This window comes from Amycolatopsis sp. NPDC039088 (genome assembly GCF_055598845.1).
This window is the reverse complement of sequence record NZ_JBVKAE010000027.1, coordinates 16,159-35,216: the sequence shown is the minus strand read 5'-3', so window position 1 is coordinate 35,216 and position 19,058 is coordinate 16,159. Positions and strand designations below refer to the sequence as shown.

18 protein-coding genes are annotated in these 19,058 nt (G+C 64.2%); 7 read left to right on the top strand and 11 right to left on the bottom strand.

Annotated features, from left to right (window positions below):
- Nucleotides 1–304 precede the first annotated feature (304 nt).
- The 3 genes from ACZ7KI_RS29950 (at nt 305) to ACZ7KI_RS29940 (ending at nt 3,314) form a co-directional block, all read left to right on the top strand.
- Nucleotides 305–646: a radical SAM protein gene (locus tag ACZ7KI_RS29950; protein WP_470276402.1), complete on the top strand. Its 342-nt coding sequence runs from the start codon at nt 305–307 to the stop codon at nt 644–646.
- A 742-nt stretch (nt 647–1,388) separates the two neighbouring features.
- Nucleotides 1,389–2,891 carry a UvrD-helicase domain-containing protein gene (locus ACZ7KI_RS29945; protein WP_470276401.1) on the top strand — a complete coding sequence of 501 codons (1,503 nt, stop codon included), beginning with the start codon at nt 1,389–1,391 and terminating at the stop codon, nt 2,889–2,891.
- Between the two features lie 204 nt (nt 2,892–3,095).
- Nucleotides 3,096–3,314 (top strand): hypothetical protein, encoded by a 219-nt coding sequence (locus ACZ7KI_RS29940; RefSeq protein WP_470276400.1) that lies wholly within the window; start codon nt 3,096–3,098, stop codon nt 3,312–3,314.
- Between the two features lie 84 nt (nt 3,315–3,398).
- Here the strand turns inward: ACZ7KI_RS29940 and ACZ7KI_RS29935 are convergent, their stop codons facing one another.
- The 3 genes from ACZ7KI_RS29935 to ACZ7KI_RS29925 are packed head-to-tail and all read right to left on the bottom strand — an operon-like array spanning nt 3,399 to nt 5,330.
- Nucleotides 3,399–3,686 (bottom strand): bestrophin-like domain, encoded by a 288-nt coding sequence (locus ACZ7KI_RS29935; protein ID WP_470276399.1) that lies wholly within the window; start codon nt 3,684–3,686, stop codon nt 3,399–3,401.
- 43 nt (nt 3,687–3,729) lie between these two features.
- Nucleotides 3,730–4,752, bottom strand: coding sequence for a glycosyltransferase (locus ACZ7KI_RS29930; protein WP_470276398.1), 1,023 nt, complete (start codon nt 4,750–4,752; stop codon nt 3,730–3,732).
- The gene (locus ACZ7KI_RS29925; RefSeq protein WP_470276397.1) at nt 4,749–5,330 is read right to left on the bottom strand and encodes a hypothetical protein; all 582 of its coding nucleotides are present in this window, start codon (nt 5,328–5,330) and stop codon (nt 4,749–4,751) included. Before ACZ7KI_RS29925 ends, ACZ7KI_RS29930 begins: the two co-directional genes overlap by 4 nt.
- Before the next feature lie 448 nt (nt 5,331–5,778).
- Here ACZ7KI_RS29925 and ACZ7KI_RS29920 point away from each other — a divergent pair, with 448 nt between their 5' ends.
- Nucleotides 5,779–5,982 carry a hypothetical protein gene (locus ACZ7KI_RS29920; RefSeq protein ID WP_470276396.1) on the top strand — a complete coding sequence of 68 codons (204 nt, stop codon included), beginning with the start codon at nt 5,779–5,781 and terminating at the stop codon, nt 5,980–5,982.
- A 379-nt stretch (nt 5,983–6,361) separates the two neighbouring features.
- Here the strand turns inward: ACZ7KI_RS29920 and ACZ7KI_RS29915 are convergent, their stop codons facing one another.
- From ACZ7KI_RS29915 to ACZ7KI_RS29900, 4 genes are all read right to left on the bottom strand, one after another.
- Nucleotides 6,362–6,598 carry a hypothetical protein gene (locus ACZ7KI_RS29915; RefSeq protein ID WP_470276395.1) on the bottom strand — a complete coding sequence of 79 codons (237 nt, stop codon included), beginning with the start codon at nt 6,596–6,598 and terminating at the stop codon, nt 6,362–6,364.
- A 243-nt stretch (nt 6,599–6,841) separates the two neighbouring features.
- Nucleotides 6,842–7,072, bottom strand: coding sequence for a hypothetical protein (locus tag ACZ7KI_RS29910; protein ID WP_470276394.1), 231 nt, complete (start codon nt 7,070–7,072; stop codon nt 6,842–6,844).
- Nucleotides 7,073–7,298: 226 nt separating this feature from the next.
- A complete protein-coding gene (locus ACZ7KI_RS29905; protein WP_470276393.1) occupies nt 7,299–9,650 on the bottom strand; it encodes an AAA family ATPase in 2,352 nt (783 codons plus the stop codon).
- A gap of 89 nt (nt 9,651–9,739) precedes the next feature.
- A complete protein-coding gene (locus ACZ7KI_RS29900; protein ID WP_470276392.1) occupies nt 9,740–10,117 on the bottom strand; it encodes a hypothetical protein in 378 nt (125 codons plus the stop codon).
- Nucleotides 10,118–10,461: 344 nt separating this feature from the next.
- On the opposite strand from ACZ7KI_RS29900, the gene ACZ7KI_RS29895 reads away from it, so the two are divergent.
- Nucleotides 10,462–11,241, top strand: coding sequence for an NYN domain-containing protein (locus tag ACZ7KI_RS29895; RefSeq protein ID WP_470276391.1), 780 nt, complete (start codon nt 10,462–10,464; stop codon nt 11,239–11,241).
- 270 nt (nt 11,242–11,511) lie between these two features.
- Here ACZ7KI_RS29895 and ACZ7KI_RS29890 read toward each other — a convergent pair whose 3' ends face one another.
- Complete coding sequence (locus ACZ7KI_RS29890) at nt 11,512–12,324, bottom strand: hypothetical protein (protein WP_470276390.1); 813 nt, start codon at nt 12,322–12,324, stop codon at nt 11,512–11,514.
- A 47-nt stretch (nt 12,325–12,371) separates the two neighbouring features.
- Nucleotides 12,372–13,022 (bottom strand): hypothetical protein, encoded by a 651-nt coding sequence (locus ACZ7KI_RS29885; RefSeq protein ID WP_470276389.1) that lies wholly within the window; start codon nt 13,020–13,022, stop codon nt 12,372–12,374.
- Nucleotides 13,023–13,383: 361 nt separating this feature from the next.
- On the opposite strand from ACZ7KI_RS29885, the gene ACZ7KI_RS29880 reads away from it, so the two are divergent.
- Nucleotides 13,384–14,382: a hypothetical protein gene (locus tag ACZ7KI_RS29880; protein WP_470276388.1), complete on the top strand. Its 999-nt coding sequence runs from the start codon at nt 13,384–13,386 to the stop codon at nt 14,380–14,382.
- 101 nt (nt 14,383–14,483) lie between these two features.
- Here ACZ7KI_RS29880 and ACZ7KI_RS29875 read toward each other — a convergent pair whose 3' ends face one another.
- Together ACZ7KI_RS29875 and ACZ7KI_RS29870 are read right to left on the bottom strand one after the other, a co-directional pair.
- Nucleotides 14,484–17,669 (bottom strand): hypothetical protein, encoded by a 3,186-nt coding sequence (locus tag ACZ7KI_RS29875; RefSeq protein ID WP_470276387.1) that lies wholly within the window; start codon nt 17,667–17,669, stop codon nt 14,484–14,486.
- Nucleotides 17,670–17,741: 72 nt separating this feature from the next.
- Nucleotides 17,742–18,395 (bottom strand): hypothetical protein, encoded by a 654-nt coding sequence (locus ACZ7KI_RS29870; RefSeq protein ID WP_470276386.1) that lies wholly within the window; start codon nt 18,393–18,395, stop codon nt 17,742–17,744.
- Nucleotides 18,396–18,698: 303 nt separating this feature from the next.
- Here ACZ7KI_RS29870 and ACZ7KI_RS29865 point away from each other — a divergent pair, with 303 nt between their 5' ends.
- A complete protein-coding gene (locus ACZ7KI_RS29865) occupies nt 18,699–18,836 on the top strand; it encodes a hypothetical protein (protein WP_470276385.1) in 138 nt (45 codons plus the stop codon).
- Nucleotides 18,837–19,058 lie beyond the last annotated feature (222 nt).

The window sequence follows — 19,058 nt, the reverse complement described above, 5'->3', positions numbered from 1 at the left end:
TTCTATTCAGGAGACAGCACAGGAATCGCCTCATCTTCGCATGCCGGAGTCCGGGCGCCGATCACACATCAGGCCGGACTGCTCCCTCGCGCCGCGAAGTTCGCGCGGGACTTCATCGATGACTTGGATAAGCCGCTGACTGGTGTTGTGGCGGGCGAGCGGAGGTCGTTCACCGCCGCCGGTCGGATCTCGACATCTCCGGCCGTTCTGTGGCTGGGACGATTCCGATCCGCTACCGGTCGCGTTCTGGTTACGGGCGGGCGTCCTACGAGCTGATCTCGGCTGCGAGCATTGCTATCTGGGGTTGAAGAAGTTCGAGGGGTTGGCCTGGCCGGACCGGGCCAGGCTGCAGGACATCATGGCTGAGGCCGGGGTGCTGTGGCTGCAGCTCAGGGGCGGCGAACCCCTGATCGACAATCTGTTTCCGGATGTCTGCACCCGTGCGTTCGAGCTGGGCATGTTCTGTCGGTCTCCTCCAATGGTTCATGGCTGGCTGGCCAATCCCGCCATCCTCGACCTGCTCGCGACTCATCGTCCATACTGGCTGACGATCAGCCTCGACGGCGCGACCGCCGAGTCCTACGACGGTCTGATCCGGCGACGTGGGTCGTTCGCGAAAGTTCTCCCGCGGCCTGGCCGCCGCTGAACCTGATCGTCACCTCGGTTCGTTGACGGTTCAGCACCGATCGTTTCCGCGGCACCGAACGCACGGACAGGTCGGTACGCACCGGGCCGCGCAACAACGCTCGGCACGCCTTCCTGGCAGGTGGAGGGCATATCGGTGCCGTGAACGTGGCCCCCCTAGGGGCACTGCGTCTGTGTCGACGCACCGCCGTCCTCGCCCATCTGCCTCGCACCGCATTGCCCAGCCAGACCCTTGCTGCCGCCATCTACCTCGACGGCGTGATCCGCGGTGTCGAGCGCGGAATCGTCTCAGCCCGACGCCACCTGGCCACTGGCTTCGACAGCTACCGCTGCTGGAGTTCGTCTGGCTCGTCGTTCCCCTGGTGCGTCGACGCCCCGAAGCCGCATCGACCACGTCGCCGACGGTCTCATCCGCGTCCGCCAGCACCGCGACCCACGGCGTTCCTTCACCCACGAGCCACCCCACTTCAGCTTCTTCCAAGCCCGCTTCGCCCCCACAGCACCTACGCCACGTGAACCAGCTGGCCAAGTCAATTCGGTCGGTCGGCAGAATTCAGACGGCGGTCGGTATATTCAGCCAACGAGGACTTTGTCGACCTCGGGGGCCTGCCCGGCTTCGTAGTCCGGGCAGGCGCCAATTCAGCTTGGGACTGTCCCGGACCAGTAGACCGCTTTGGCCGTCGAGAAACGCCGTCCCGGTATGTGATCGTGGAGTCGCCCACGTGCCTCAGGGAGGGAACTCGATGTCGTCACGCCGTCCGACCGCGGAGCAGGAGGCCGCGGTGGTCGCGTTTCGCCGTGGCGAGGATCTGGTGTTGCAGGCGGGCGCGGGAACGGGAAAGACCACGACGTTGACGATGCTGGGTGCCGCGTCTCGCTGGCAGGGCCGGTATCTGGCGTTCAACAAGTCGATCGCGCGGGAGGCGCAGCGGAGATTTCGGGGCAATGTACGGTGCTCGACCACGCACGCGCTGGCGTTCAAGGCCGTCGGACACCGCTTTCAGGAGCGGATGGAACGCCCCCGGATGGCCACGGCGAAGCTGGCGCACCTGCTGGGCATCACGATGGAAGTCACGATTGGCGCCCGGCAACTGCGGCCTTCGACCCTGTGCTCGTTGGCCCGAGACACGGTGATGCAGTACTGCTACTCGGCCGCTGATGTCCTCAGCCGCCTGCATGTGCCCTGGCCCAAGGGCATCAGCAACGAACACGAGCATGACCAGCTCGTGGAGATCGTGTTGCCGTTGGCCGAGCGGATGTGGGCCGACCTGCAGACCCCGGACCGGGGCAAGGTGCCGTTCAAACACGACCACTACTTGAAGATGTGGGCGCTGACGCGGCCAAGGATCTACGGCGAGTTCCTCCTGCTGGACGAGGCGCAGGACACCAACCCCGTAGTCGAACAGGTGTTCCTCGCCCAGGGTTCGCACGCGCAGCTGGTCATGGTCGGCGACTCGGCCCAGGCGATCTACGGTTGGCGTGGCGCACGGGATGTGATGACCGGGTTCCGGGCCCGGCAGCTGGCGCTGTCGCACTCGTTCCGGTTCGGTCCCGCCGTCGCCGCCGAGGCCAACCGGTGGCTCACGATCGCCCATGCCCCGATCCGTCTGACCGGTTCCCCGACGGTCAGAAGCGAACTCGCTCCGGTCGACACCCCGAAGGCGATCCTCTGCCGCACGAACGGTGGCGCGATCGCCGAGATCCTCACCCTGCTGGCCGCCGGACGCCGGGTCGCGCTCGCCGGTCGCGCCGCCGAGCTGCGGAAACTGGCCGAGGCCGCACGGGACTTACAGGCCGGCCGTCGCACGACCCACCGCGAGCTGCTGCTGTTCTCCACCTGGGGCGAGGTGCAGGAGTACGTCGAATGGGACCGCGACGGGCGTGACCTGTTGCCGTTCGTCGACGTGATCGACGAGCACGGTGTCGACGTCGTGCTGCAGACTCTCTCCCGGCTCAGTTCCGAAGCCCAGGCCGAGGTCATTGTGTCCACCGCTCACGCCGCGAAAGGCCGCGAATGGCCGACGGTCCGCATCGCCGACGACTTCACCGAACCCGACGACCCCGAGGACACCAGCCTCGGCGGCGACCCGGTACCCGGCAAGATCGAACCCGGCGAAGCCCGCCTCGCCTACGTCGCGGTCACCCGCGCCCAGTACCGCCTCGATCTCGGCGGGCTGTCCTGGATCAATCAACGCCCCGAGGGCGATCCCGCGAGCACGTCGTCCGCTGGAGGAATGAGCCGTTGACGGGGCGTCCGCCGGCACTGGCCAACGCGCACCTGGCTACCTCAGTTTCGGCTTCCGGATCCTCGCCGATCTGCATGACACCGCGCCTGACGCACACCGACCTGGGCCGGACGGCACACCGCGTCATCCCCTGACGTGTGGGTACCGGCCTCGTCCGGGTGATGGTTCTCGGGCTGCTGCCGCGGGCGCCCTAGCGTCCTTGTCATGACGAGAACCCTTCTGCGCAGCCGGGCCGCAGCCGTCGTCTTGTCCCTCGCTGCCGTCTTCACGGTATCCGCTACCGCTGCACAGGCGGCCATACCCTTCTGCCCGCAATTCGACGACCCGGTCAAGGCCGCCGCGGACCGCCGCGTCGCCGTCAGTCGCATCACCCCGGAGCCCGTCTGGCGCACCCACCAGAGTGGAGCGGGCAGGCTGGAGTGACCGAGTTCAGCCGTTGCTGGTGTATCTCGACGAATATGTTGAGCTGGCGCAGGGTCTCGGCATGGAGGATTTTGTCGCCTTCGGTCACAGACTCGATGCGGCGAGCCGGTTCTGGATGGAGTCGGTCAGTGCGTGTCCGTCGATGGGGTTCTCGCCGCGCAGTTGTTCCGGCCATGCTTCGTTGATGACGTGACGGACATGGTTCTTGATGTCGTCGCGGAGCTGGTCGCGGACCGGTGCGGGATAGTTCGACGCGTCGCGGTACATCGCGGTGATGGCGGTAAGATTGCTGACCTCGCGTCGGGATTGAACACGCGGAATCGTTGCCCGGCGAGAAGAGCGCGACGTTGGGGTCGTCGACCAACGTCTCACCGTTCGCACGGTTGAGTGGTTTCGGACGTGCGTCTCTCAGCGGTCAACGATTCGCGCGCGCCACGTCGTCGAGTACCGACGCCGCGCGCGCAGCACCGTCACCTGGCGACCACCTGCTCCACTCGGTGCCGTCGAATGTTCTCGCTTTTTCTAGCAGCCGTGGCCATTGTTCAGGCTCGGGCCAGTTTGTCGTGATGGTGGCGATGCCGGCCTGTCGGAGCATCGCAGCGGTGGCATGTTGCTCGTCGTGCGGCCGATTTTGCGGGACGACCACGGCAGGCCGCCTGGCGGCGGCTACTTCGGCGAGCGCGTTCTGGCCAGCGTGGGTGATGACCACGTCTGTGGTGCTCAGCCTGGACCAGACGTCGTCCACCCAGCCGTTCCAAGTCAAGTTGGGTCGATCTGCGGCACCAAGGACGGGCGGCCCGAGAACGTCCCAATGCCAGTCGGCGGTGGCCGTCGCAGCGGCGCTGATGTCCTCGGCGCTGATGTCCAAGCCGCCTGAGCCCCACAGGGCGAGGACTCGCCGACCGGGTTCGTGCGCAGACGCGATCCGGCCATCGAATCGTGACAGGGCGCCCAAGTGGACAGTCTTGTCCAGCCACCCTTGCGGCCACGTCGAAGCCGCGAGATCAGGCCAAGGTGCCAACAGGAGGTCCGCGAGATCGTAGGCAAGCCGATGTGGTCGGTCGTCGCGATCACCAGGCTGAGCCACGACGACCACGGGAATCCCGTACAAGCGGGCGAAGATTGACACCTCGACCGATACATCGACGACCATCACTCTGATCTCGCCTTTAGCGAGTTCCTTGCCGACAAGTTCCATCCGGGTCCGCAGGCCTACGTGGCCGCGAGGAACCCAGTGCAGCGTCCCGCCCGCGGTGACATCGGAAGCTGCGGGGTCGACGCCGTCCGCATCGTCAGGAAGGTGGATCCATCGGCCGGTCCATCCGGCTGGCGCCGGTTTGCTGGAAAAGCCGATGACTGGGGTCTTCGCCTCGGCGGCGATCGCGGCGGCCCGCTGGACATGCCCAGCGCCGAGATGGTGTGCGTAGTAGCCGATCATTCGCAGGCGGTCCCCTTCTTGGCAAGATCTTCGGCCAGTAGTTTCCGCGGGGAGGATTCGCGCCACACCAAGAACAACGCGACAGTGCCAAAGCTGATCAGGGAGGAGATCACGCCAGCGACGATCAGAAGTGCGTGTCCTCGGCTAAGGGCCCAGCCGATGATCAAAGCCACGAGTGAGCTACCCATGAACACGGACCGGACACCCCAATACCCGAGCATGCCGAAACGGAGCGGATTCTTCCGGACGAATCCTTCCCAACCCAATGCCCCATTACCGTGACGTGGTTCGAATTCCTGTGAAAGATACAGGGCGCACCGGCTGATCGCATGTGCGTGATTGAGCCAAGTGATGCCAAGGATGAGCGCCAGCACCGGGTAGACGAAAGCCAAGCCGGAGCTTCGCGTCTGGACAGCCACGCCGAGCACCGCGCCCATGGTCACTACTGCAAGTGAAACAAGCTGTGATTGGAGCTCGATGAGCTTGAGAATCTCCGAGCGCAGGCCCACGAATTCCGCCGCGACCAGAGGGTCGTGACTGGGGGCGTCTGCGTTCGACGCGCTGTCGGCTTCTGTCACCTGTTCACCCTAGCCCAGCCGTTTCGGCAGCGCGCCGTCTGAGGACACCGGGAACTGCCGCCAACGTCTTCAGCTTCATCTCGGACAGCATCCCCCGGTGTACATGACCGACTGTCAATCCATCCGGAGAGCGTTGTACCTGCCGGCTGCGCGTCGATGACGACGACGCCCCGCCGAGTCAGCAACGTGGCGGACGGCGCGCAGGGGTTGGGGAGAGTGGCCGGTAGATTACCGAGGCTTCAGCCGGAACACGATCGCGTGGCGCAGCAGGACAGTTCATCGATACACGATCAGGGGTAAAGGCATAGGGCGCTTCATCTCATGCGTGCTCCGCCGATATTTTGAGGACGATCGGCCAGTTTCGAAGGGAATCCATGCGTAAGATCGCCAGTTCGTCACGCCTCTGTTCATTGCTCTCGGTGTCTCCTTGTGTGCTGCGGCACCCGCGATGGCCGACGGTCCCGTAGCGGGCCCGATCGAAGCCGTTGGCACCATCCTTGATGGCGGGGTCAATGCCGCCAACAACTGGAACTTCACCGCGGCGGCCGTATGCCTGCAAGAGGTTGCGGTCGTGCCGGTATTGGGGGATTGGGTCGGCAACCACGTCAACAATTGTTCGAACGGGAACGTGATCGACCACTCCGGTCGCTGAGAAGTACCTGTCGACCCGACATCGCGAACGCGGTTGCGGCGGAAGCGATGACGGCCCGCCCCGAAGGCCGCACACTCCTATATGAACGGGAGTGTGCTGCCCCGGGTTGTGTCCTTTTCCGTACGTGACCTCGAGGCTGCGGGCTGATCGTAAGACGCAACAGGTTCGAATTGTCGGCATGGGGCAACAGGCGACGGCTCGGCAGGATGGACTAACGTGGGCTGCTTTGGACAGCAGACAAAGGGGCGACCAGTTCGGCGCGGATTCCTTGGGCTGCCAGGTGGGCAGCCAGCTCTGCGATGTGCCAGTCCACCTCGACCGACCAGGCCGGCTGGCAAGTGGATCGTTCCCACGTCGATCTCGACCGGTTCAGTGGCCGTCAGTCGAGGGCGTCGAGCAGCTCGCGTTCGCGCTGCGCGCTGAGGCCTGCGTGTCTTTCCCGGTCCAGCCCCTGCTGGCGTTCCCATCGCAAGGTGTCGGCCAACATCTCCTCCCGGGCCCGGTGGCGCAGTCCCGCGTCCTGGGCCGCGGACCCGTCCCGGGCCGACCATCCGTCCCAGCCTGGCTCGACCGACCAGTAGCAGCGCCCGCACGAACCCGGCTCTGTTAGCGGCATGGACCCCCCGCCGCACGCGAGGCGGATCTACCCACGAACATTCCTTCACCCGGGGCATCGAACAGGACATCGACGCCGTCACAGCAGCGATCACCCTCGAGCATCGCAACGGACGCCCCGAAGGCGTGAACACCAAACGAAGCTGCTCAAGCGGGTGCTGGCCAGACGGCCGACTATGTGTCAGTCGACGAGCTTGTCGGGGTCCACGTTGGCCTTTCCAATGCGCCGGTGTCGAGCGCTCGTTCAGGAGGATGCTGCGCTCCAGCGCCATGCGGCGCGCAGTACAGCGATCAGGGCCTCGTCGTCGGCGATGGTGGGATCGGCTTCGCCGACAGGGAGCCAGAGCTCGTCAACTACGCCTCCACTCTGGCGGCGGGTGACCGCGATTCCGGGACAGACCACAGCCTCCGCCGGCTCGCCGATGACGACGGTCCTGGGCTCCCAGCGTAGCTGGACGTGCCGTTCGCTCTGCATGCGGCGCGGTCCCTTCTGACCGGTCTCGTCCCGCTATGTCGTCTGGCAGGCGGCGCATGTAACACACGACGTCCATGGGTGGCCACGAAACCGTGGTCACCCTGGTGTACGACGATGGATTCCGTTGAAACTGCACCATTTCGGCTGCGGTGAGTCGTGAGGACGGAAGGCGGGATCGGGTTAGTTGCTGTTGCCGAACTCCGCCATTGGTCAGCTGACTGGATATCTAGTCCTGCGTGAGGTGGTGACGCCCTTGCCTGCCTTGGCGTGGACGACTGGTCGTGGACGCTGTGCACGGATGCTGAACGCCTACGGTTGAGTCCAGCCTGTTCAGGCCCCAACGGTCAAGTCGTTGCGAGACGGCATCGGCCCCCTTCTGATTGCCGATTCCTCTGTACAGGCCCATTGCCTCCTTTGCGCTACTGCGCGCTTCGCTGAATTTCCCGACTCTGGCCAGCTGGACGCTTCGGCGTTGTAGAACTTCGGCCAGCCGAGGGTAGTCCCGCATCGCGCGGAACAGCTGTGCGGCGACAGCCAGTTGTGGCTGGTTCTCGTCGCTGGCGAGATAATCGAGATGGTGAGCGCGATGGAGGGAATCCACTTCTGATCGAAACGCGCCCATTTTTCCGAACAGTTCGGCTGCGGTGTGAAACCCCTCGACGGCCTCGGTGAATCGACCGTGTACGACCAAGTCTGTCGCAAAACGCCGATTCACTTCCGCGTATTCCTTTTCGTATCCTCGCATGTCGAGGAACGTGGCGGCCTGGCGAAACTCCCGGAAGGCCTCGTCAAGGCGGTCTGCGGATAACAGAGTCTGGGCAAGGTAGCATTGTGAGACTGCTCGGCCGCAGTGGTCGCCGCGGCTCCCGTAGAGCTCCGCGGCCCGACGATGGGATGCGTCAGCGAGGAACAGGTACCTGCGGTCATGGCGCCACAGCTCGCGCTGCAGATCACCCAGCTGGTTCAGAGCGGCCGCTTCCCTGCCCGTGTCCGCCACGTCTTGGAGTAAGCGAACGCCGCGCTGATAGGCGTCGAGAGCTCCTTCGAGGCGCCCTCGACGCCAGAGAACCCCTCCGAATTTTCCCCATCCCAGTGCTTCTTGGACGGGGTCGCCGGCGCGACGAAGTATGGTCATGGCCATTTCACCGTTCTCCATCGCAGCATCAAGATTTCCCTTGGCGGCGTGCGCGGTGCTGAGTTCGGCAAAGGCTGTACCTAGTTCGACGGGGGTGCAACCCGTCGCTTGGAGACTTCTTGTCATGGTTCCGCGAATCTTGACCAGGGTGGACGCTTCGCCGGTATGCTGGAGATAAGCCGAGAAATGTTCTGCGAGTCGTCGCATCAGATCGTGATGTGTCGCCGCCTCCTGGATGGTGACGAAGATTCCATAGCGTTCATCGCTAAACCATTTCAATGCCTCCCCGTGATTCGCAAATACGGCGTTGGGTGCGAAATCGGCTGATTTCCGCAAGCACTTCAGAGCCATCTCTGCGGTTTCCGTGAAGTAATTCAGGACGCGGACGATAAAAGTATGAGTGTCTTGGTCAAGTCGGTCGAACAGGCGGCTGGCGTATACCTTGACCAAGGGGTCCATTCGCCAGCGGCCGTTGGGTGTCAGGTGGAGAAGTTTGGCCTGGCGCAGAGCCCTGAGTGGCGCCTTGATCCGTGTTTCCGGTTCGCCTGCCAGCGCGGCTGCCATCGCGTTGCTGAAGTCCGGACCGGGGGCAAGCGTGAGCAGGGGAAGAAGCTCCGCGGCCTGTGGATCGCGCGTACCGAGCCGCTGCCAAGAAGCGGACAAGATGGTTTCCAGCGCCTGCGACCCATACCGCAGGCTTCTGACTCGCTCCGATGGGTCGATCAGCTCGATGACCAGGGCGGCGACGGTCAACGCCGGCTCCGCGGCAAGGATCGCGGCAGCGATCTCAAGGGCCAACGGCAGCCGATCGCAAAGCTGGATCAGGTCTAGTGCGGCCGATGGATCGTCACGAAGACGTCGATCGAGAGGGCGGAGCACACCGAAGACCACTGCGAGAAGCTCGAGTGCGTCCGGAACGGTCATCACGGTGAGATCGAGCTCCCGTGCCGACATCAGCGGAAGCGTTTCTCTTGCTGTGACGAGAACACGATGAGGCTGCTGCTCCGGGAGCAGACCACGGATCTGGTCCGCGTCCGATACCCCGTCCAGGATGATGAGGATCGGCTCGCCCGCTGACGCCTTCTCCGCCAACAGCCTGTGATAGGCGACCGTCGGCGCGATAGTGGATTCCGTCCCGCCGAGTGCGGCGACGAGTGCGCCGGAGATTTGCTCCAGAGAGGCCGGCCCCAAGCACCTTCGGAAGTCGACGATGACAATGCCACCGGAAAAGTTCCCCTGCCGCACAACACATTCGGCGACATGGCGAACCAGAGCACTCTTCCCGGTCCCCCCGATGCCGGTCACCTGACACGCGATCCGGCTCTTCCCGTCGGATTCCGTCACATGTCGCACCAGCTTCGCGACCTGCGCTTTTCTGCCGACGAAACGGTGTGAACTCCTGTTGCGGCCGCTATCGACCGGTGTGACGGCCACGGTCGACATCGCCTGATGATGCTGCGCTAAGACGACGTTGCCGGCGACTCCGATCGCGAGACCGCCCTGTGTAACACCTGCTTGACCAAGGTGAGCGGCTAGAGCGCCGGATGAGGAGTGCTCTGATCCCGATCCGGCGTGCCAGGGACGGGCATCGTCGGCATAACGACGTCCCTGCCGACCGCGCCGAAGGCGATCCCTCCCGAAGCATAGGCCGATCCGTTGATCGTCACGGTGTAGTTGTGCCCGTGAGTTGAACCGACCTGAGGGTTCACTGCGCTTATCGCTGCTTGAAGTTCCTCGGCGAACAGTGTGTCGCGGGCAACGGCGTCTTCAAGGGCCAGTTCAGCACGCCGCCGCGTGCGCTCACCGACCTCGCCGTGCTCGGCTTCCGACACGAGCTGCCGAACTGCCGAATCCCCGCCCAGGCGGCGGAGGATCAGTTCCCTGACGCGGGCACCCGCCGTGTCGGTCACTTCGTCCGCGACACCGTCAAGATGCCTACCTAGCCGTCGGCCCTTGCTCGCGGCCCACGCCACGAGAAATCCCAATGCGACTTCCAGACCCAACCCCGGGCTCCCCTCCGGACTGTCTGTGTACTAGCGCCGTACTCTACGGCCCCACGCTGGTGAGCGAATCAGCGCCCCGCATGTTCGCGTTGGCTTGGTCCTTGCGCTCTCGCTCTATGCCGACTGTCAACGGTCATCGTGACCTCTTCGCGTGTCCGCTGACATGGGAGATTTGGGCGGGGAGGGGGCGAGCGGATTGTAGAGCTGAGAGGTACGTGCAAGCCTTACTGTGAGGGAGCGGAGGAATTCAGATGACGACGAACGGACGCCCCGGCGGACCCGAGCAAGTAGCGGTGTTCATCGACTTCGAGAATCTGGCCATCGGGGCCGCCAACACCCTTCCCGACCAGGCCAATCCAGTTCCCTACGCGGCGCTGGAGATGGTGTGCCGTGACTACGGGAATGCTTCGATCCGTCGAGCCTTCGCAGACTGGGCGAAACAGCAGTTCGGCAAGTACCAGCATGACTTGGCCATGAACGGCGTCGACCTCATCCAGCTGCACCGCTTCGGTATCCAGCAGAAGAACGCCGCAGACATCCGCCTCGCAGTCGACGCCATGGAAACACTCATCACTCACCCGGACATCGGGACCTACTTGCTGGTCGCCGGCGACGGGGACTACTCGCCGCTCGTCCAGCGGCTGCGCGAGTTCGGCAAGCACGTCGTCGGGGTCGGAACCGAAGCCTCGGCCAGCCCGCGGTTGGTGTCGGTGTGTTCCGAGTACAAGTACTGGGGCACGCTAGTGGCCGCAGTCGAGCCGAGTGCGCAGCCTGTGGTGAAGGCGAGCTTCGATATCCAGGACGGTGAGCGGCTCCTGGTGCACGCTTTGGGCCAACGTGACGGCGAAGACGCACCAGGGGCGTGGCTCAAGCACAAGATGCTGCAGCTCGATCCGTCGTTCGATGAACGTAACTATGGCTGCAGGAGTTTCAAAGAGTTCCTGGGCCGACTACCGCATGCGGTGGCGGTGCAAGCCAGCGACGGGCCAGGCGACCTGCGCGTTCGCCTGCTGGAACAGCCGCAGGCCTAGCGCTCAATTAAGTTGATATCAGTACTTGCGTTGACTGAATAACGGTCGACGAGTGGTCTCTCGCTGAGATTGCCGTGGATCGAACGGGCGCGCTCATTCGTACGCGCCCAGCATGCGTCTGAGCTGAAGAGGCTCCGCGCGCGGCGGCTGGCAGGGGTGAGTACCATCCAACATGAGGTGGCAGCATTCTCACACCCGGTGGTTCATGGGACTGGGCGGGGCTCGGATATAGCGAGAACCGATTCCGTGCGCCTCCCGGAAATATCCGGGTTACCCCTTGCTATTGGATTCAGCGGGGTTGAATGTCTTGAACCCGCCTGGTGGCGTGCAGCCACCCATCAGTGCCATGTTCTCCAGATGGTTGCGTGTGAAGATTTCGGTGTAGGTCATCCGGTCATGGAGTGTCTGCCGGTTGCCGTTCAGGTGGAAGTCGGCCCAGTCCTGGACTTCCGGGGCGATGGAGACGCCTGTCAAGTCCGCTGTGACCTCTCCTGGACGTAGCGGTCGGCTGGCGGTGAAACGCGCGAGCACCAGCCTTTGTTCGATGTGACTGTACGGCTTTACGGTTTCATCAAACTCAATGTTTACGCCGTTCGGTACGGCAATTCGGATGTGGTGCTCCTCGACGCGGCCGAGCCCGATGTGAAGCGCTCGGTGACGGTCCTTGCGGGCCAGCTCGTTGACCCACCAGGTCAGGTTGCTCTTGGGGCCCCAAGGGGATTGGTAGGGCTGTGCCTTCTCAAGTGCCTCAATGATGTGCGTCGGTAGCATCGAGAGGCGTTTTGCCTGGCCCTTGAAGTCGTCAGGAGTCGAGCAGATCGGGTATTGGATGCGCCCGGCCTGCGGAGGGGGATTCTGCCCGGTCGTCGCGGATGCAAGGGCATAGATGGCATTGTCGAGTGACGCCCGCACTGCTGCCAACCACTCGGAAAAGATCAGCGCCAGCTCGACCGGTGCTGGCTCGCGCATGACTGCCAGGATCTCCAGTGTCCGGGAGTCGACGTTCCGGACATCAATGTCCCACGGATGCACCGAGATGTACGTCGCCCAGCACTGGGTGAACTCCTGCCGTTTGACGGCCACTCGGTCAAGTCTCGCAAACGCGCGATCGTAAAGGTCCTGCACGCCCGCTACGCCTCCTTCTCAAGGAGCAGTCGCAGTCTCTCGGCTCCCCTGTTGGAGACGCCTCGTGACATGACGTAGGACGCCGCTTGCTGGGGTGTGAGAAGTCCGGACTGGACATGGTGCCCGAGGTGAGTGCGGGCGTGCCGCTTCTCGTGCGGGCCAGACCAGCCGTTGTTGCCCCCAAAGAACACCGCGCTGTCGAGGTCGGCTTTGACATCGGACCGAAGGCTGCCAGCGCTCGTGCTCCCGTCGAGCAGGTTGATGGCCCCAGCACCCGCGGCCCACTCGGCCAGGGGGAAGGTGACCGTCTCCACGACCGCGAGCGAGTAGCCGCGGGCGAGATCGAGAGCGAACTTCAACGTTCGTGCATCCGGCACGTAAGCCAGCACAGGACTGTGGCCGAACCGTTGCTTGCCCTGCGGCGTGGCATGACCGCCACGGCGAGCAATCTCCCCCAGGCATCCGATGCCGACACCGTTCTGGAAGGTGTTGGTCACCAGAAGCGGCGCTGTCCTCTCGACCTCGCTTCGTCCCTGGATCCAGTCCGCGGCAAGGTCGGCGGCGTCTTCCCACGGACGTTCCGGGTCATCATCGGGCACCCAGGCCGCCGCCTGCAAGTATGTTGAGGGATGTAGTTCGACCAACGCGAGCAGCACCTTTCTCAAACCCTCGAATGCACTGCCGTTAGTCTCCCACGCGGCCCCGACATTCCCAGGGGCGACGAGTGTGCCCGAGCTCTGTGTCGGAGCTGATGTGAACTTGAAGCTGGCGTGAGAGGGACCATCGGAGTCAGTGCTCGCCGCCCGGCAGGATCGCCGGGGGCAGGACCTCGACGGTCTGGAGCGAGCGCACCCAGAGGTGCGACGGCAGTGCGGTCGTAGACGCGCCGGAGACGATTGCCTTGCGAACAATTCGTGGACCTAGTGCGTGCACTGCCTTGACGTCTGTTTGCGTAACGAACCCCGCGACGGAGGTTCTCCAGCTCGTTGCATCACGCTCCTTCGGCATAATGTACAAGTGAGCATGACCGCCCCTGAGCAGCCTTCCGGTGAACTGGAGTTTCATCCGATCCTCAACGGCGTCGACTTCCTCGACCGTGCCATCCAAGAGCTGCTGGACGCGGACGACCCTCGGGCGCTGAAGTATGCGGTGCTACACCTCCAGGCGGCAGCGGAGATCCTGCTGAAGGTCCGGCTTCAACGCGAAGGCATCCAGTACGTCTTCGAAGACCCGGAGAAGGCTGACGTGGGGAAGTGGCGGAGTGGTGACTTCAAGAGTGTCACCCTCACCGAGGCTTTGAACCGCCTGAAGGACGTTGCGGACATCGACCTGCCCCGAGCACGCAGAGCATTCAGCAACCTGGCAAGGGAACGAAACAAGCTGCAGCACTTCGGCTCAACCAGCAACCGAGAAGTGGTCAGCACTCGTGCAGCCAAGGCCATGGAAGCACTGGCCAGGTTCATAGTCGACCACCTGGAGCCAGGCGCTCCAGACGAGGACGAAGCCCCACTCATGCGAGCTCGGGACATGATCGTGCGCGCCCTGGGAGAGATCGGCGCGGTCGCCCGGATCCGGCTGGAACTTATAGCCGGCGAGCTGGACAGCTGGACTGGCATGATCATCAATTGCCCGACTTGCGGTCGGCTGACCTGGACTTTCGAGGTCGGTAGCGACGACAGCGTCTGCCGGTTCTGTCGCACAGCATGGTGGAAGGAACCCGGCTGGGACGTCGCCGCGCTCTACGTCGAGAACATTCTCGACGAGTCTCGCTACGAAGCCGCGCAGGGCAAAGGCGGCTGGTCGATCAGCCGCTGCCCCGAACCGAGCTGTGGTGAGGAGGCGCTCGTCGACGTCACCTCAAAGACGAGACCGGACGTGCCGACGACCGTATGTTTCCAGTGCGGCTTCGCCACCACCGAGGCTTTGGGCAGCTGCAACAGCTGCGGCCGCGCGACGCTTGACCCTGACCTGTTCCTGTGCAGTGATTGCCTCGCCTTCAAGATGTCGAAGGACTGAGTCGCTCTCGGCGAGGGACCGGTACCGACGCTACGAAGCCAAGGGAACGGACAGGGCTGCGGACCAGCCCCGAAGGCAACGGTCGTATCCAGAAGACGATGTCATGAGGGAATGAAGCCTGGTATAGGCGGGGTTTCGCCGGAGAGCAGGCGTTCAAGCCCGGCGACGCGGGCGAATGGGACGCGGGGTTCGTCGACGAATGCCGCGACGTTGGGGTCGGGAGTGACCACCACGGCGAGGACGGTCCAGCCCTCCGGACTGTCGTTGACGCCAGTCGCATTCAGCGCGGCCGCGAGTTGTGAGCGGACCGCGGCCGTTTTGGCGAGGAGTTTCCCGACATATGCCTTCTCCGGAGTTTTTTGTTGTTTGGCGTGGGTCCGGGTGTTGTCACGGGCTCCGTGGAAGTCTCTGAGGTCGTAGAAGGTGTAGTCGATGGAGAAGGGCGCTTGGGTGTTCTTTGCTTCGATGACCCAGAGTTGTTTCGTGCGAATGTCGGCGGCGAGGAGGTCGATCTCTCCGGGGATGTCGAGTCCGTGTTTCGCCGCCTTGGCCTTCAGCAGGCCTGGCCGGAGGTGCCGTAGACCCTGGCGTCGGGCGGCCTCGGTGACTTCGTGTTCGAACTGCCGTTGACGGAACCTGGCCAGCTCGGTCAGGCTGGCCTTCAGTTCGGGTGGTAGTGATCGATGGGGCCAGGGTAAGCGGGCTGCGATCCGGTAGTTCGCGAAGATCTGTTGCGAGGCGGCTGCCTGGCGTGGGAGCAGGAGAAGGCGCTCTGGGCGGCCGACGGCTGAGAGGCCGATGAGTGGCCGGGTGGCGAGACGGTCTTGTCGTCGTTCGACGTTCCAGAAGTCCAGGCCGGACGTCTTCAATCGCTGTGAATCGAGCGTGAGAGCTCGAATCGCCGCAGTGATCTCGGTAATGGTCACGCCGGACCAATCGCTTGCGGAGCGAGCGAGGTCGGTGAGCGAGACCTCGATGATCGGAGCCCCGTTCACCGGCCAGGAGGCTGTGGTTTGCAAGACCGCGAGGAGGGCGTCGGAGTCGAAACCCAGAGTGGTTCGCATGGCGTTCTCGACGTCGAGCATCAGTTCGGTGTGGCGGCGGGTGTTTTCCTCTTTGCCGCTGTTCTCAAGCGTTGCGTGCAGTAGGCTCCGCAACGGAGTGAACGGCTGCTCCGCATGGCTTGTGCTCGCCTCATCCGGGAGGGGCTCGGACGCGAGGACGTCGGCTTGTTGGGCCAGGTGGACTCTCAGTCGTTCTCGCTGGAGGGCTGCCATGTCCGCGCGAGGCTCGCCGGACCATACCGAGACCACGCCGTCGGCGAGGACCTGCGCGCTCGCGTCCTGGAAGCCGACTGCTTCCGCGTCGGCCAGTCCGGATAGTTCGAGGGCGAGGGCGGCGATGTCGACCAGACGTCTCCAGTCGCGCTCGTCGAGCCGAGAGGTGCCGTTGGGCGATTTCGTCATCATGTGCTCGACGACCAGGTTGCTGGCCCGCCAGCTTGCGGTGTCCTCCAACGCTGAATCGACAATTCCACCGTCGTCGGCGGACCCGATCATGGCTCGCCGGGAATCCCGCCGGCGATGCGCGACCCACGTGTGCTCCACGAACGCGGCCGCCGAGGGGAGGGCATGGTCCAGGTCGAGCCGGCCGACCTCGTGGTCGAGTAGGCTCAGCAGCCTGGGCACCAGTTCATCACGGATCAGACGTACCGCTGCATCGCCGGTCAGCACGTCGGTACACACGCCGCGCCGGTGGAGTACCTGGGCGAGCGCACGGAAAGCCCTCGCTCGGCCAGCGTCGGTCAGCGGTCCGACTCCGGCTCCGCCAGTGTCGGTGAACGGCGTGCGCTCGTGGACCAGCCGCAGGTCGCTCGGGTATGAGTTCCATCGCTGGATGATGGAATCCCGTGTCTCCACCGCGGTGACGGAGCCGCTGATCGTCTGATCGATGTCGAGGATCTCGTCGTCAGGCGGGTCTGGCATCTCGCCCAGCGCGGCCAGAATGGCCCCGGCGTCGGCGATCGCTTGACCGCAGTGCCGGTAAAGGGCCGCTACGTCGGTATTCGTGATGGCCGCCAGGTTGTAGACCACGAGGGGCTGGTCGGCGATGATGCCGGCGAATCTGATCGGTTGATCGTCATCGAGTGCGGTGGTCGGCGTCAGGCTGATCATGATGGGCCGGTTCGGCAGAAGCCGCCGACGGACAGTTCCGGCCGGATCCGTGAGCAGTTTCTCCAAGCCGAGGTAGAGCGCGTCGGCGAGGGCTACCGCCAGCTGCCGGTCCCGCCCGGGTGGGGCGTTGCGCAACGCGACGATGTACGCGCCGTCGGCTGAGAAGGACAGGTACTGGTAGGGGTTCAGCATCCCCGCGGTCGCCTGCCGATCGGGGCGGAGCGTCCAGGAAGGCCACTCACGGAGAGGTGGTAGCTCCAAAGGATATGTGAGATCGAGGAAACGGTCCGCTTCGACCGCTTGCTCCCACTCCGTGCGGGAAACCCGGGGGATCACCGCTAGCTGCACTTTGCCGTTACCAGCACGGTGTAGCAGTCCGTGCTCCCGGAAAGCGGCCCAGACGTCACGGACGTCCCAGGTGGTCAGCCTCTCGATGCCGGGAAGTGAGGACAACTCGTCCAGGAAGGACCAGAACTGATCGGTATTCTCAGCCTGGCTGACGAAATCACGCCATTCGTCGATTCCCAGGACGATCGTGCCCGGACGGAACTCTCCTTGTGATTTGTACAGACCGCCCACCAGGACCACCCGGGTGATGGACACGTCGGCGCCGATCTTGCCAGGTCGGCTATGGAGGACTTCGTGGTCGAACGGCAGCTCCTCGTGTGTGAGGTCCGGTGGCTGATCGGGCAGGAAGTACGGGGCCAGCCGCACGTGACTTCCCGGCCTTACTGCAGCCACACGACGTTTCGCGGCTCTGATATCCGCGCGGACTCGGGACTCGTCGAGGGTGGCCACGATGTCGATGACGATCAGGTGACGAGCCCCGGATACTAGGAGAATCAGCGGATGCCCGGACCGACCGCCGAGTACGTCGACACCACATAGTGCATGTGCCGGAAGCCCCCGCAAGGTGTGGACGACCAGTATTTCCGTCCCCAAACGCACCCTATCGGCGCCGTTAAGACCGCCTCGGGGGTCGTCGGAGGTAACTCGGTGCGGCCGCTTCCGGTCCTCCCGGGCGGCCATCGCAACCAGCCGCCCGGCCAAATTCCCCAGCGCTCCCGGAACCAAGCCACCAGGAAGCGGCACACGGCCGTCCTTGGTCGTCATCGTGAGCGCGGTGAGCCAAATCGGCTCTTTCGCGCTGCGGTCCTGCGGTGTGCCTGTCGGTTCCGGGGCGGCCTAGCGCAAACAGCGGGCAAGCCGCTCGGTGTGTTCGTCCGAGCGGACGGTGTCGCGGTAGGACAGCAGTATCTCCGGGATCGCGGCGGTCGGCTCACGCCACAGTTCGTGAAGCCGGGCAGCGGCGGCGACCTCGCCGTCGGTGATCTGGGCGGGCGCCGTCGGATGGGAGACCGGAGGCAGTGACCAGTGGGGCGACAGCAGTGTCCACTCGAGTCCCATGATCCGTAGCGCCAGCTCTGCCAGGTCGCCGATTCCGAACCCGAGCAGGTCCAGAAGTACGGGATCGGCGGCGGGCACGAATCGGCGAAGACGGGCGAACACTTCCCATGGCCGTTCGAACAACCCCGGATGAATCGGCCACACCTGCCCCGACCACTCCACGCGAAGCAGTTTCCGTGCGTCGAACGGGATCCAATCCTCGACATGTTGGTAGTCAGGCTGAACCGCCGTCGGCACCAAGAGCCAGCTGGCCAGATCCGCAGCCTGCGCGGTACGCACGCCGATCGGCGGGTTCGACCGGACGCCGGTCAACAAGGTCGTCAGGCTCGGAAGCCGGTGTATCGCGGACGGTGACGAACAGGCGGCATGAACCACGGCCCGCACACTCACCGCACTGAACCCGTCCATCGCCGCGGCGATCCAGCTACCCAACAGGGAGGCTTCCTCCGGGCCGAGGAGCGATCGTCCGCGCGTATGCCGGCCGTGGTCCGCTTGTCGTTTCGACATTCTGCCGTTCTAATCAGGAGACGACGCAAAGGATCACAACATCTTCGCACGCCGGGTTCCGATTGCCGATCACACGAAAGGCCGGTGAGGCCCTTCCTTGAGAGGTCGAGCAGGGCGCCCGAAGTGTTCGTGCATACTGAGATAGCGGGTCTTGTCGTGCCGCCTTGCGCGGATAAGGCCGTCGGACAATCCGTACGCGGTTATCGCAGCGTGCGGCAGGAGTGCGAGGTGAACTGCGCAGGCCGAGGTGTCAGACTGGTCAAGGACATCACTGAGGCCACCGTCGGCGAGGACAAACTGATCAAGATCGCTGATCACTCGCTCGACGGCGGCCTCTATTCCGTGGCAGCCACGGAGACGCTCTAGCGACCCGTGCTCGCGGCCGCCTGATTGTCAGGTATCCGTTCCTTTAAACGGCTAGAAACGCGACTGCCGGGTGCCGCGATGCGAACAGCCGAAGCCGTTGCGGCGCCGATGATTGCAACAATCCCTCCGGCTGTCGCGCCAAGCCACGTCAACAGTGCTGCGAACAGTACTATCACAACGAAGATCGCTGATCTTTGCCACTCACGCGGGCGCACGAGCACA

Bases quoted from the DNA above. Each gene is read 5' to 3' on its own strand.
- ACZ7KI_RS29945 (WP_470276401.1), top strand. From the start codon at position 1,389: ATGTCGTCACGCCGTCCGACCGCGGAGCAGGAGGCCGCGGTGGTCGCG.
- ACZ7KI_RS29940 (WP_470276400.1), top strand. From the start codon at position 3,096: ATGACGAGAACCCTTCTGCGCAGCCGGGCCGCAGCCGTCGTCTTGTCC.
- ACZ7KI_RS29875 (WP_470276387.1), bottom strand. From the start codon at position 17,669: ATGACGACCAAGGACGGCCGTGTGCCGCTTCCTGGTGGCTTGGTTCCG.
- ACZ7KI_RS29915 (WP_470276395.1), bottom strand. From the start codon at position 6,598: ATGCCGCTAACAGAGCCGGGTTCGTGCGGGCGCTGCTACTGGTCGGTC.
- ACZ7KI_RS29895 (WP_470276391.1), top strand. From the start codon at position 10,462: ATGACGACGAACGGACGCCCCGGCGGACCCGAGCAAGTAGCGGTGTTC.
- ACZ7KI_RS29910 (WP_470276394.1), bottom strand. From the start codon at position 7,072: ATGCAGAGCGAACGGCACGTCCAGCTACGCTGGGAGCCCAGGACCGTC.
- ACZ7KI_RS29930 (WP_470276398.1), bottom strand. From the start codon at position 4,752: ATGATCGGCTACTACGCACACCATCTCGGCGCTGGGCATGTCCAGCGG.
- ACZ7KI_RS29920 (WP_470276396.1), top strand. From the start codon at position 5,779: ATGGCCGACGGTCCCGTAGCGGGCCCGATCGAAGCCGTTGGCACCATC.
- ACZ7KI_RS29905 (WP_470276393.1), bottom strand. From the start codon at position 9,650: ATGTCGACCGTGGCCGTCACACCGGTCGATAGCGGCCGCAACAGGAGT.